Here is a 13115-nt window from a genome sequence, read left to right on the forward strand (position 1 = left end):
GAATGCCAATGCCAGGTGGAATGCCAATGCCAGGTGGAATGCCAATGCCAGGTGGAATGCCAATGCCAGGTGGAATGCCAATGCCAGGCGGAATGCCAATGCCAGGCGGAATGACATATACAGTATTTTGATAAGATAAAACACTTAGTTTTACTTTCATTAAAATATGTAAATAAAACTTACGTATAATGTATTATATGAGATAGTTAAATTTTATGTTTATTTTATTTAAATAGTATTTCTGTGTTCGGGAATAGTTTTCTTCATTCAGCAAATGTTTTTTGGATCGAAAGCATAGCGGCAACTACAATTACGCCAAGGTGAAAATGATTGCATTATAAAGACAACAATTGAATAGTCATAGATATTTTTGCAGAGATCACATTTAAAGCTACTAATCCATTATTTTTGTGCAATGAAATTACAATATCTAAATAAAAGATGAATGACCAGCAAAGCTATTATGTTAGCCGAGCTGGTTTCTTTACAAAACTTATTCTTCTGATGGTTCCCTAAATCTATTTGTATTTATTAATCAGAAAACAAAATTACTCAAATACATATATAATGGATGAATAAGTGGACTAAATTAGCATTAATCGTAAGTAATAGTAATGATAGGACAAAAATACCTTAACGATTAGAGGAATTGTCATTAAAAAATGAGACTAGAATATCAAAAAGCAGAAATTGCTAGATAAGTTATATTAACAGGGTATATGGATCTAAAATGTGCTGGCTTTCTTATAGTAGAAAGAGGTTTTTTGTCACTTTCTGGGTCTGTTACTTGTAAATGAATAAGCATTACAGCAAAGCTCTGGTAATCAATTAATTTTGAGCCTAGGCTTTTTTATTTTATCTTCGTTCAGAAAATTTTTGTATCGAAAGCACAGCGGCAGATACAGAAGACTCCCACCTCTACAGGTGGTGAGATGAATGCGGATACATTTTAATCTTTATCTGTGATGGACAAAAAAGTACACGCCACGATGGAAATCTTATTTTGTCACTAAATGTATCAGTAGTTATAGTGAAATAAAATTTGGCAATCGAGGAATAGCTAAAAAAATATACACACCCTCTACAAAATTTAGTAATATGTATTATAAATGGGAATTAAAACATAAATAGTAGGAGTGTAAAGTATGAAAAAAGCATTAATTGGAAGTGTTTTGTTGATTATATTAATAGGAGTGGCATTGTATTTTATTTTAGAAAATAAAAAATTAAATAAAGATGAAGTTTCTGAAACAAGTCCCGAAGTAGAAGAGATATTAGATTACAGTGATGAAGAATTGGAGAAACTTAAAAATACAGAACAGCAATTTATAACTCATTATAATAACAAAAAGTATGATACGGTCGTATTACACTATCGAAATGTTTTTTTATCTAATATGAATAATTTAAAACCTACAAAGGAAATTATTGAACTATATAATAAATCAGTTAAAAAGATCTTTGATAATGCCTCCGAATTTCCGAGTAGAGATTACGATGAATTACATTTTAAAAATCTTAACAAGGAAACTGTAGCATTTATTGAAAGTAAATTTGGTAAAGAAATTGAAGAACATAAAGAGGACATGGAGCAACTAGAAAATGAACGTGAAAAACAAAAAATTGAAAGAAGAGAAAGTAATGAAAGAGAGAGATTACTTCAAGAAAAAGCTTCACGCGGCGTAACAATAGGTATGACGAAAGATGATGTTTTGTTAAGTAGCTGGGGTGCGCCAAGCAATATTAACAAAACTGTTAATGCAAATGGGACAAGTGAACAATGGGTATATGATAATTATAATTATTTATACTTTGAAAATGGGATATTAACTTCCATCCAAACATCAAATTAAAATTTAGAGGCGATTCAAAGCTTTTACTGATTACAGCCCTGGTATCAATTAATTTTTGAGGCTGGGCTTTTTGTTTTCACTTCATTAAAAACCACTTTGGTCCTAGTGATATATTTATCTTCATTCAGTAAATGTTTTTTGTATCCAAAGCATAGCGGCAGATGTTTATGCGCGTAAGCATAGCGACAGCGGCAATTACAGAAGACCCCCCACATATACAGGTGGTGAAATGAATGCGGTTATGATTTCTATTCAGCGGGTGTCCTACCACCTACTGAAATAGCGGAACTCAGTCTAAGAACGCCAAGTCCTGTGGTAATTTATCTGTGCGAAGATATAAATCTTGCTGCCTCTTTGGAATTAAATATTTCCAAAAATTAGAGGATTTGTCATATGATAAATTAAGATTTTTGTAAGAAATGAGAAAGAAAATAGATATTTTCGAAGGATAAAATAAAAACATGGAAGAAGGAGGATTTACATGACATATATCATACAAACAAATAATCTAACAAAGATATACCAAGAAAAGGAAGTGATTTCAAATGTGAACATGCATGTCAAAAAAGGAGAAATTTATGGTTTCTTGGGTCCTAATGGAGCATGTATATGTAGACAAATTTACGGAGAAAGAAAACCAAGTCAGCAAATCACATGACTTGATTTTCCGTTGTCATGAATTGTTTCTTGTTTTGTTGAATGAATTCCAATATATGTTGATGTTGGTCTGCAAAATTAAATTGAATCGTCATTTCTTTATTCTCATGAATGTAAATCATATCAATCAGCTCAACCAATAAACCTCGGTCAAGTGTTTGAATATTTTTATGCTTTAAAAATGCTTGGAGATAGGGATGGTTCACACCGATTCCTTTTTGAACAGTCGTCATTTCTGTTTCTAGGTTGCCAATCACTTGTGTCACTTCATTCATTTTCTGCTCAAATTTTGCTTTCATCCGCAAATAGTCAGCTTTTGTAATATCGCCAGTTTTCCAATCCATATACAGATTATCTGTGACGACTGTTATTTTTTCTAACTCTTGTTGTTTCGCCTTGAATAGCTGTGCTAATTGTTTCGATTTTGTCTGAACAATCGGCTGCTTGTTAATGGCTTGAATGATGGTCGTCATATCATCAACAAGCGCTATTTGTGCTTGAATTGCTCGTAATACGGCTTCTGTGATGTCCTCTATACTCATACTGTGTCGGGTGCATTTTCCTTTATGTTTAATCGCATAGGTAGAACAAACAAAATAGGCGTATTCTTTCCATCCAGACTTTGTTTGTCTGCGATAGGATTTCCTTGTCATGCACATTCCACAATCTGGACAACGAAATGTTAAGTGAATCTCCTAATGATGATGTTCTTGTGATGGAAGCTGATTTTATTTTATTAGAAGGACAAACATCAATAGAAATGGAGGAATAGTTGATGAGAATTTCGTTTAATTCCATTGGAAGTTTGGGAATGGTTTCTACATTCCAAGCGCAGCAACAACAAAACTTATTTAACACTGAAATAGATAAAGCAGATTCTAGACTAGAAAAAATTGAAGCATCTCGTGAAAAATATGCGGAATTTGTGCAATCTTGTAATGCTATTTATCAGGAGGCGACACCTACGCAGCTTGTTGATAAACAAACAAATTCCATCAATATTACTAATGGTGTGTACTATCATTTAGGCTCAGTCAATGGCAAACCTCTTAATGGCACGGCTTTGACTGGTGGTGGCTTTAATTCTAATTTTAGTCCTATGTTTCAAGGTTCAGCACCTGGGACAGGGCTAACACCTGAACAGGCAGCCGCACTTAAAAGGCACCGCTCTTATTCACAAGCTGAACGTCAAGAAGCAAATGAACTTGTGGCTGTCTTTATGAGCCTCTCTATGTTAACGGAAGGAAAACAATCTGTGGATAGTGTGAATAATGATGCTATGTTTGCGCAACATTTCCCAAAATTTGCTGAGGAGATAGGGCTTGATTTAAGTCAACCGTTTACCATCAATGGTAAATCGTTTACTTATTCGCAAGGAACATTGCAAATGACAGATACAGAAGATTAACCAAAAGAGTCTGATTTTACATGGTTATATGGTGCATCAAGTGGCTGGTTCCAAGTTCCATTACTGAATAGAAGGGGTGAACTAGGTATGATAAAGGCTTATGTAATCCTAAATATGCTAAGTTATTCAAACAAAATACATTTACTTCAGCCATCAATGCGTGTACAAGGGTAATTTAATATTAGCTACGAATTAAGTACAAATAAAAAAAGAGTAGCTTTTGCCACTCTAACTAAAGAATTGTCATTTCATTTGCCATCTCTAACATAAAGATTGTTTATAGAAATTCGTAACCAGTAAAGTCTTACTGTCAAGGGATGTATCCTAATCTTAAAATATTAGGATAGTGCAGTTTGAAAAATTAGTTATATTCTACAATCATTTTACTACCACCAAATACAGTGAATCCATCCATGCCTGTATGTTGCATCAGAACAGTTCCTTCTATTTGGACAAACCATAGACTACTAGCATTGTCACCTGCAAAAGCTGTTGTTTTGCTTGTAGATGTTGGTGTATTAGTCTTTTGGAATTTAACAGTTGCTGTAGTGCCATCACCATTTGTAAGACGATAATTATCAATGGATGTATAGAGTGATTGTGTCACAGATACATTAGTTGGACAATAAATCGTAACACTAACAACTTTTGAACCCGTAGGAATTACTTTACTTAAATCAATATTTTGCCCAATAGAACTAATTTTACCTGTCGACCTTGATGTAGCAAAATCCTTAGCTAGTGTACTTGTTGTCGATTGATTAATTGCATATGTTGCATAATCCTCCAATACATCTACTAATGGTACTTCAACAGTTTTTATTTCTGTCAAGTTCTCTGTTAGCGCACGTTCACTTGCAAGAGTAGCAGGAGTACCTGTAGATAATACCATAGCTGCTGTTAATCCAGCATATAGAAGCTTTTTCAAATTTAATCCCACCTTATTTCATTTTTCAAATATTTCCAAACTGCACTATAACCATAAATTACCATAAAAGCAGATATTTGTAAAATAAATTCAAATTAAATAGTTAAATAATAGTAAACTTACAAAAAATGATTTATTCTTGCTGGTTTGATAAATTTTTTAACTCATTCTTTGCTTGGTCTACAAACGACCAATATATTTTATTAAACTCATCCTTCTTTTGTTGTTCGGCAGGTGTTAAACCATAATGCCACTTGCCATTAATGCTTGTTAATAATGTCTGTCCTCCAACTACCACTTCATAGTCGTAACCACCTAAAGAATTTTGCCTCGGTTTAACGATACCATCAGTAGACATGGCTATATTTTTCTCTATTCCCCTATCCCTTTTACTTAGATAGGTGACAAGCGATAATTCTCCTAAAGGTGTCGCATTTTCGCTTTCTTCTGCTTCAAATTGTTTAATGGCTTTCATAGCCTGTTGATGCAGTGCTTGGCGGTCAGGTGATACAGGTGAAATATATTGTGCACGTAATATGGCAAATTGTCTATTAATGGCATGATTTTCATCATTATTTCGATGTGTTGAATCATTGGCTGCTTTTGCCGTTCTCCTAGCTAACGTTTTCATTTGTTCTATTAATTCATCCTGTGATGGTACTTGTTTCCCTTTGGTTGGTAACACATCCCAATCAGGTGTTGTTAAATCATTGGAAAACATGGAGGCTGTCTTGACATTGGTTTGTTTCCCAATTTCATGGGGTGTGTAATTCCATAGCGAGTTGTCAGTTTGGGTGCTTTTTGTCGTAGGGATATAGGTTTCTGTTAAATGAGTTTGATTATCTTTTTTCTTCGTGTCATTACTTGCTGTGTTGACAGAAGTAGACTGTATTTGTGAGAAATTTGTAATTTTCATGATTGAATTTCACCGCTTTCAATATAGTTAGTTTTCTATAACATTTATAAAAGTAACGCTCAATAAATAAATTGATACATAAAAAATTTTATGATGTTAAACAAAATTAAAAAGGATATAACAAACTACACACCTCCTATGTCCAAATCAAAAGATATCAATTATATGGTAAAAGAGGAAATATATATTATTGATTGTATCAGAATATTAGAAGGGAGAGAATATAAATAATTAACTAAATATCTATTTTGTCAGATACTTTTTTTGGTAAAAACCTCTATCTGTTATTCAAAACAACGAATCAATTCCTTGCCTTTTGCGTGATACGAAGTGTGCCCAATCTGTGTTTTAATAAATCAAAAAATCTATTTGAGAGGATTTTGTTTTTGAAGGGGAAAAAGATAAGCGCTTTTCCTCCCTCCTAACGGTGCTGGCAAAACAACTATTATGCGAATGGTTATGAATTTAGTTAAACCTTCCAGTGGAGAAATTGAAATTTTTGGAGAGAAAGTGAATCCTAAATCCTATGAAATGCTAAAGCGTATGGGAAGTATTATTGAATATCCCGTTTTTTATGACAAATTAACAGCACATGAGAAGTTACGATGATAATAGAAGAAATGATAAATACACTAGATATTGTAACAACAAGTGGAGATGTTAAGACAACTTTCAAAAAAAATCCTAAATCACTCAAAATTGATTTTAAAGGAAATTCAGGGAAGCCAGACATTAAGCTGAAGAATATCATGTATGAGGATAAAGATGAAAATAAAGCTATTGGAGTAATAGGGGATGGTATGAATACATTAAACGTTAAAACCCCTTCTGGTGATTTAATAGTAAGATGAAGCGCTTTATTGACTGATGATATTAATATAAACTTCCGAGTAATGTACAATAAGCCAATGCAGATAACCAGGCACTCATTTAAAAGTGAGTACCTGGTCTTTTTGAATATTTTTGTGAATTAAAAGTGTTTGGAGATAGGATTTGTTGACACCAATCTTTTTTTGAACAGTCGGTATTTCTGATTCAAGGTTTATCATGAACCGCTTTTAGTTTTCTAATACTCTATTTTGTAAAAATTGTATACATATATTTGCTAATTCAGTGGGGGTTTCTTTTGCTCCATTCTCTATCCATGTGTAAAGCATTGACCAAAATATGCCGGTAGTAAATGCATTTGCATAAATTGCAGTGATAGGTTTAACTTCTATGTTAATTAAATAATTTTTATTAAGCTTAGGAACATACCTTTGATATTGTTTAAAAATATATAACATTAGTTCGTGGTTATACATAAGTTTAAGAAATGTTAAATGATTACTCCAAAATAAAAAATGATTATAAATTAGCACTTCATATTTAGAAGAAAAATAATTTTCTTGAAAGGAGGAGTACTCTATGAATAATAAATTTATAGATTCTTCAAGCACTTCTTCTTTATTTTTAAAATATCTATAAAACGTTTTTCTTCCTACGCTAGCTTCCTGCGTTATTTGGGTAACAGTTATTAGCGTGAAGTTATATTTTTCCATAACGGAAAATAAACCATTAATTATATCTTCTTTTTTTCCCATTTTTCCTCCTGACACACTAACTACCAATGTGTTTCCATTTATTGCAAAACCAATATTTCATATTTAAACTATACTTATATGACACATCTGTGTCAAAGAAAGTAGGGAGATGTTATGTATAATTATGGAAAAATGTATTCCGTAAATGGTATTAATCAATATGTTCAAGTAGTAAGTACTAATTTGGATAATCCTATTTTAATATATTTACATGGCGGACCTGGTGATGCAGCACTACCTCTTGTTGAGCATTTTAATTCAAATTTATCCGAAAACTATACGTTAATCATTTGGGAGCAAAGGGGTGCTGGAAAATCATACTATAAATTTAGTGATGATGAACATATTTCAATTAATGATTTTGTTCTTGATTTAAAGGTCTTAATTGAAAATCTCCTTGTTGAATTCAAAAAGGAGAAAATATGTTTAATAGGACATTCATGGGGAAGTATTATTGGGATGAAATTCATAATTTCGTATCCAGAATTGATCCATTTTTATATTGGAGTTGGACAAGTTATTTGTTCGCAAAAAATGTTTGAAAAAAGTAAAGAATACATTGTCAGTCATATTGATAATCATCATCTTAAAAACAAAATTTCTTCTCTAAACACAAAGTTTACTCAAGATAATTGGTATTCTGATTTAATGTTTTTTATGAGTCAACTAATCAAGCAAGGTGTTTCTCTATATGGAAAAAGTACGTATTTATCATTATATCGATATTTTATTTTTTCCAAAAACTATTCATTAATGGATTGTATAAAACGACTAAAAGGTTCTAAGCAGTCCATAATTAAGTTATGGCACGAAGTATCAGAAATTGATTTTTCTGCTTATAAAAATTTTAAGGTTCCAATAGCTTTTATCGAAGGTGAGTATGATTATCATGCTTCCTCCGAAATAGTTTTTGATTTTTATCGAAGTATTACATCTCCTAAAGTCTGTTTTAGTATAAAAAATACCGCCCATTTTCCCCAGTGGACAAGGTCTGACACATTTAATTTGATTGTAAATTCTTTGAATAGTTCTATTTTTTCAAACAGTAATGAAATAAAGGAATTCTAGTACTATTAATAGGTAATACTTTGCTACACAGGTACCAAGTATAAGTCTACCTGAGATTTTTGTAATTCCATAATGAATCCAGTTAATTGATTTTCTGTTACATTAAAACTGTTATAATAATATTAACCATTGTGTATCTCAGGGAAGTAACATTGTAGAATTGTTTAAAATGCACAATCTTAATTATCAACAGATCTAAATAATAAAAAACGATGTTTATTTGTTTGATGATACATTCCCATGGACCTATATACATACTCATGAAGAAATGTGTGGACTTTTTTTTGTGAAATTGTGGAGATGTTTTATTCATTTTGAATAGTGGAGGTCATTTATGAAAATAAAAGAAGATGGCTACAAAGTAGTAATTGATAACTTTGTATTTGATGGCCAAGTTGAACAAGATAATTTTTGCTCTAATTGTAAGTTCAATCTAGTTTATTACGACGATTTTGATACTTATTTCTGTCCGAAGTGTAATAGTTGGATAGAATCAAAGTGTAGTGACCCAGAATGCAAATACTGCTCTAAACGACCAGAAAAACCTTTACCCGATAAATAGTGTTACAACAATAACAATTGAATACTGAATATGCCTTTAAATAAATTTTTTAAAGGTGTTTACCCGGATTTGATATTTTTTGAATGGTTACTTTTGGTTGAAAAAGTATATTATTCAATACAATATAATTATATTTCTTTTTAATCCATTTGTTGGATACATTTAATATTTCTAAATTGGTATACTGTTTTTGATGCATCTTATCCCTTCTGCACAAAGGGGTAGGATGTGGAACATCACTTAAATGATTAGGTGATGTTCTTTTTGTTTTATGACATTAACAGACTTAATAATACATAAATGTATGGACATGGAAAAAGTAAGAAGGTTTTTCTTCTTTTCCTTTTATGTAGTAATAATTTAATTCAATTTAGCTAAAATGTAGGAAATAGTAATGGTACTCCTAAAAAGAGTCACTAATTTTATGGAGGAACATCAATGTCACATTCATTATTTCAAAGAATAACAATTTCTGTTATTTCCGCAATAATTTTATCTTGGTTCTTAAGTTTTTATTTTGGCTATGGCTCTATGGAGGAGGAAATAAGTGAAACGAGCGGATATTCAACTAAAACATTATTCTTGATGTTTATTGGATATTCACTTGTTATCTATGGGATTTTGGGAGTTATTATTTCTTGGTTTATTGACACTAAAATTCAAAAACAATTAAATCAAGCAGTACTTTATTGCGTGAGTGGAGCAATCATAGGAGGAATCGTATACTTCTTAACTTCTGCTGTTACATATATGAATAGACTTCTTATCTTTCTTTTGATTGGAACTTTTGCAGCACTTTTATATTTTATACTTCTAAAAATATTTAATTTGGTAGTTTTCAAAATGATGAAATCGGCCTCCTGAAATTAGTGAAATAAATGAAGATAAGCAGGAACTTTTCAAAGTGAAACAGAAATTATATTTAGGTTAGTTTAGAGTGCTGTGAGAATTCTAGTGTAATTAATCATTTAAAAACTACAAAATAAAATTATTAAGGAGACCATAGGTATGGAAGTTTCTAAGGGTGTAGAAATGCTTCATCTAGAGTATCAAGATTTTATTATTCATCCGACTCTTTTATGGGATCAAGAAATGGCTGTTTTAATAGACACTGGATTTCCTGGGCAAATGGAGGATATACGGTTGGCAATTGAAGAAATAGGTGTACCGTTTGATAAATTGCAAGCTATCATTTTGACCCATCAGGACATTGATCATATCGGTAGTCTTCCTGAGCTATTACTAGAAGGAGGAAGTCATATTAAAGTATATGCTCATCAGCTGGATAAACCTTATATCCAAGGAGAAATCCCTCTGATAAAAGATGGACATCTTGAGAACCCTCCAAAGGGCAAGGTGAATGAAACCTTAAAAGATGGTCAAGAGTTACCATATTGTGGTGGGATTCGTGTTATTCATACACCAGGTCATACGTCTGGACATATAAGCTTGTATTTACAACAGAGTAAAACGTTGATTGCCGGGGATTCAATGTACAGTGTCAATGGGGTAATTGAAGGAATTCATATCCCGACAGTACTGGATTTACATGAAGCTCAGCTTTCTATAAAGAAATACTTAGATTTCGATATAGAATCCGTGATTTGTTACCATGGAGGTCTAAGTAAGGGAAATATTAACGAACAAATTCAAAAAGTAATTTGATTTTTTTAATTTTGGAGGTACGAAAAAAAGGCTTTTCATTCAATAAACTAGTTTTGTATTACTAATGATAGAACGTTTCAAAGAATTTACTAAAAAGGCCATTCCGAATATCTTAACTTCTTCACAAGCGATTTTATGATGCCGAAAATCAGAAGAAAGTAAAAATATGCTAGTAAATGAAGCGATGGTGTCTGGTGGAACACTCTATAGTGACCCTTAACTAACAACGAATTTGAAGCTTAAAAAATGGTTAGAGTATGCAAACTGGTATTAATAAGGTTGCTGCATCCTAACCATTTTTTTATTTAAAAAGGACCTGTATTTCTAATTTTTTGACTTGATATAAAGCAATATTTTTTTGCTATAGGTTAAAAGCATATAGAATAGAAAGACATTGATAAAAAAATGGAGCATATGAAAATGAGTTTGTGTAAAGAAAGTTGGTGTAAAGAATGACCATGCAGATTGTATTTCTTCATGGCCCTTATAACTGACCCAACGCATTGGTCCTCCAAATTCATTAGATGGATACGATACCAAAAATATAGAAAAGATCGTCAAGCAAATACTAATCCACAAAAATTTCTCTTTGCTAGATATTTTCATTTTACCACCAAATTTCATGTTTTTTATCTTAATGCATTTGTTCAAAATTTCTCCTTCTCGTCCTTCCACTCCATATAAAATTTACGATAAATGGGTATTAGGACTAAAATAGCTACTATAAAAATAAGTATAAGTGTATATTGATTGGAAGGAGCTTGATTTTTACCAATAAAGAGATAGCCAAGCGCTAATCCAATAATAATACTTAAGGTACCCGTTATAATGTTTCTCATTTTATATACACCTCTATGTTTTCAATGAAAAAATTTAATTAATTGATAATAGGTAACTTCACATTTTTTACCCAATCCATTATAAAATTTTCTTGCCTAGGATTTAATTTATTAGGAAGCTTATTTCTAGCAAAAAATTTATGTTCCCTGCTTTCCTCTGATTTTTGTAATAATTCACCCTTAAAATCCAATGTTTTAAAAATAATTTGAACACTATAAGCTTTATCTTTATTTGGATACTCTACAAAGCAATCTTTACCAGAATAAATTCCAAATAGCTCTAAATTATAAACCTCTAAACCAGTTTCCTCAAATACTTCCCTAATGGCCGTTTGTTGAAATGTTTCACCTAATTCCATTAAACCACCAGGTATACACCAATTATCTACGTCTAGTCGATGCTGTAATAAAATTTGATGTTCCTTTTCAATAATGACACCACAGCCTATTGTTATTAATGTTTCATGACCAATAAAATTTCTCATAAATTGTATATAATTCATTGTTATAAACCTTTCTAAAGTAAAATAATATAACAACTGTATCAAATTTCCTGAACTATGTCATCGGAAGTTGGTTAATATAACATGGGGAATTTTCCATTTGGTATAATATAGGTAACAGGGATTTGGAATTTAGAAAGGACAGAGGTGAATTATAAAGTGGAGTATCTTCAAATGACTAGCAATCAAATTGAACAGGAGCATATATGTTGTGCACTTGGCGCTAAGCAATACGAGCAAGCAGTAAAAGAAAAGAAAAAATGGTTAATGAATCGCATAAACGATGGGCTGGTTTTTTATCGATTGAATGAGCGGGCAAAGGTTTTTATCGAATATTTGCCCGCTCATCAGGCCTGGGCTCCTATTGAGGCACCCAATTATATGTATATAAATTGTCTATGGGTTTCAGGTAAATATAAAAATCAGCATCATGCTAGACGATTACTTGAAAAGTGTATAGAGGATGCACAAGCACAGGGAATGGATGGGATTGTCCATATAGTAGGAAAGAAAAAGCTTCCTTTTTTAAGTGATAAACGTTTTTTGGAGCATTTGGGATTTAAAATTATAGATCATGCAGCCCCTTATTTTGAGCTAGCTGTCTATAAATTTAACGACGAAGCTGTTGAGCCATCATTTAAATTTCATACGAGCGATCTAAAATCTCAGGGAGATGGTATTATCATATACTATACTGCTCAATGTCCCTTTGCAGTAGGTGTTATAAATGATTTAAGGGATGCTACTGTAAAAAAAGGTATCCCTTTTCATGCCTATCAGCTAACCACAAAAGAAGAAGCACAGAATGCACCTATTATTTGGACAACCTTTGGATTATTTTATAATGGGCAGTTCGTGACACATGAAATTATGAGTGTCAACAAATTTGAAAAGTTTTTAAACACATTATGAATAAGCATTTATTTCCTTTTCAAGAAAAGTAATAGCATAGCAAAAACACAAATACCTAATAAATACCCGAGGCTAATTGACCAAGAGAAAAAATCAAATAAGATATAGATAAGAATTGTTGTAAACAAAAAGCCGAGAGCGATACCAGACAACTGTTTTTTGACATTCATTCCTCTCTCTCCTAACATGATAAATTAAAGTTTATAGTGTTATTTATATTA

The 13115-nt window shown here is 31.8% G+C and carries 15 protein-coding genes and 2 pseudogenes; 10 read left to right on the top strand and 7 right to left on the bottom strand.

Annotated elements, in window-relative coordinates:
- Window positions 1–1145 precede the first annotated feature (1145 nt).
- Entirely contained in the window at window positions 1146–1853 is a 708-nt protein-coding gene (locus AC2CGN_RS09105; RefSeq protein ID WP_484513428.1) for a hypothetical protein, read from the top strand.
- 481 nt (window positions 1854–2334) lie between these two features.
- Window positions 2335–2457 (top strand): annotated as a pseudogene (locus tag AC2CGN_RS09110) (ABC transporter ATP-binding protein); the annotation flags it as partial.
- Between the two features lie 46 nt (window positions 2458–2503).
- Here AC2CGN_RS09110 and AC2CGN_RS09115 read toward each other — a convergent pair.
- Window positions 2504–3163, bottom strand: a complete 660-nt coding sequence (locus tag AC2CGN_RS09115; RefSeq protein WP_484513430.1) for a recombinase zinc ribbon domain-containing protein — start codon at window positions 3161–3163, stop codon at window positions 2504–2506.
- Window positions 3164–3285: 122 nt separating this feature from the next.
- Here AC2CGN_RS09115 and AC2CGN_RS09120 point away from each other — a divergent pair, with 122 nt between their 5' ends.
- Window positions 3286–3918 (top strand): hypothetical protein, encoded by a 633-nt coding sequence (locus AC2CGN_RS09120; protein ID WP_484513432.1) that lies wholly within the window; start codon window positions 3286–3288, stop codon window positions 3916–3918.
- 361 nt (window positions 3919–4279) lie between these two features.
- On the opposite strand, the gene AC2CGN_RS09125 is transcribed toward AC2CGN_RS09120, so the two are convergent.
- Both AC2CGN_RS09125 and AC2CGN_RS09130 read right to left on the bottom strand, forming a co-directional pair.
- A complete protein-coding gene (locus AC2CGN_RS09125; protein WP_286927401.1) occupies window positions 4280–4846 on the bottom strand; it encodes a hypothetical protein in 567 nt (188 codons plus the stop codon).
- Window positions 4847–4979: 133 nt separating this feature from the next.
- Window positions 4980–5762 carry a hypothetical protein gene (locus AC2CGN_RS09130; protein ID WP_429987717.1) on the bottom strand — a complete coding sequence of 261 codons (783 nt, stop codon included), beginning with the start codon at window positions 5760–5762 and terminating at the stop codon, window positions 4980–4982.
- A 411-nt stretch (window positions 5763–6173) separates the two neighbouring features.
- Between AC2CGN_RS09130 and AC2CGN_RS09135 the strand changes: the two are divergent.
- Together AC2CGN_RS09135 and AC2CGN_RS09140 are read left to right on the top strand one after the other, a co-directional pair.
- Window positions 6174–6365 (top strand): annotated as a pseudogene (locus tag AC2CGN_RS09135) (ATP-binding cassette domain-containing protein); the annotation flags it as partial.
- A gap of 2 nt (window positions 6366–6367) precedes the next feature.
- Window positions 6368–6613 carry a DUF4097 family beta strand repeat-containing protein gene (locus tag AC2CGN_RS09140; RefSeq protein ID WP_484513435.1) on the top strand — a complete coding sequence of 82 codons (246 nt, stop codon included), beginning with the start codon at window positions 6368–6370 and terminating at the stop codon, window positions 6611–6613.
- 207 nt (window positions 6614–6820) lie between these two features.
- Here the strand turns inward: AC2CGN_RS09140 and AC2CGN_RS09145 are convergent, their stop codons facing one another.
- Entirely contained in the window at window positions 6821–7345 is a 525-nt protein-coding gene (locus AC2CGN_RS09145) for a TetR/AcrR family transcriptional regulator (protein WP_429985716.1), read from the bottom strand.
- Window positions 7346–7459: 114 nt separating this feature from the next.
- On the opposite strand from AC2CGN_RS09145, the gene AC2CGN_RS09150 reads away from it, so the two are divergent.
- The 4 genes from AC2CGN_RS09150 to AC2CGN_RS09165 all read left to right on the top strand — a co-directional run bounded on the left by AC2CGN_RS09150 (window position 7460) and on the right by AC2CGN_RS09165 (window position 10640).
- Window positions 7460–8413 carry an alpha/beta fold hydrolase gene (locus AC2CGN_RS09150; RefSeq protein WP_429982491.1) on the top strand — a complete coding sequence of 318 codons (954 nt, stop codon included), beginning with the start codon at window positions 7460–7462 and terminating at the stop codon, window positions 8411–8413.
- A 334-nt stretch (window positions 8414–8747) separates the two neighbouring features.
- Complete coding sequence (locus tag AC2CGN_RS09155; protein WP_054771116.1) at window positions 8748–8975, top strand: hypothetical protein; 228 nt, start codon at window positions 8748–8750, stop codon at window positions 8973–8975.
- A gap of 438 nt (window positions 8976–9413) precedes the next feature.
- On the top strand, window positions 9414–9839 hold the full coding sequence (locus AC2CGN_RS09160; RefSeq protein ID WP_369593309.1) for a hypothetical protein: 426 nt from the start codon (window positions 9414–9416) through the stop codon (window positions 9837–9839).
- Between the two features lie 144 nt (window positions 9840–9983).
- Window positions 9984–10640 (top strand): MBL fold metallo-hydrolase, encoded by a 657-nt coding sequence (locus AC2CGN_RS09165; RefSeq protein WP_484513438.1) that lies wholly within the window; start codon window positions 9984–9986, stop codon window positions 10638–10640.
- Window positions 10641–11287: 647 nt separating this feature from the next.
- Here the strand turns inward: AC2CGN_RS09165 and AC2CGN_RS09170 are convergent.
- On the bottom strand, window positions 11288–11479 hold the full coding sequence (locus AC2CGN_RS09170; protein WP_429987715.1) for a hypothetical protein: 192 nt from the start codon (window positions 11477–11479) through the stop codon (window positions 11288–11290).
- Window positions 11480–11517: 38 nt separating this feature from the next.
- The gene (locus AC2CGN_RS09175; RefSeq protein WP_286927394.1) at window positions 11518–11964 is read right to left on the bottom strand and encodes an NUDIX hydrolase; all 447 of its coding nucleotides are present in this window, start codon (window positions 11962–11964) and stop codon (window positions 11518–11520) included.
- A 177-nt stretch (window positions 11965–12141) separates the two neighbouring features.
- Here AC2CGN_RS09175 and AC2CGN_RS09180 point away from each other — a divergent pair, with 177 nt between their 5' ends.
- On the top strand, window positions 12142–12894 hold the full coding sequence (locus AC2CGN_RS09180; RefSeq protein WP_484513441.1) for a GNAT family N-acetyltransferase: 753 nt from the start codon (window positions 12142–12144) through the stop codon (window positions 12892–12894).
- 8 nt (window positions 12895–12902) lie between these two features.
- On the opposite strand, the gene AC2CGN_RS09185 is transcribed toward AC2CGN_RS09180, so the two are convergent.
- The gene (locus AC2CGN_RS09185; protein ID WP_283868797.1) at window positions 12903–13064 is read right to left on the bottom strand and encodes a hypothetical protein; all 162 of its coding nucleotides are present in this window, start codon (window positions 13062–13064) and stop codon (window positions 12903–12905) included.
- Between the last annotated feature and the right edge of the window lie 51 nt (window positions 13065–13115).

Source organism: Lysinibacillus sp. DFXJR4 (genome assembly GCF_057196045.1).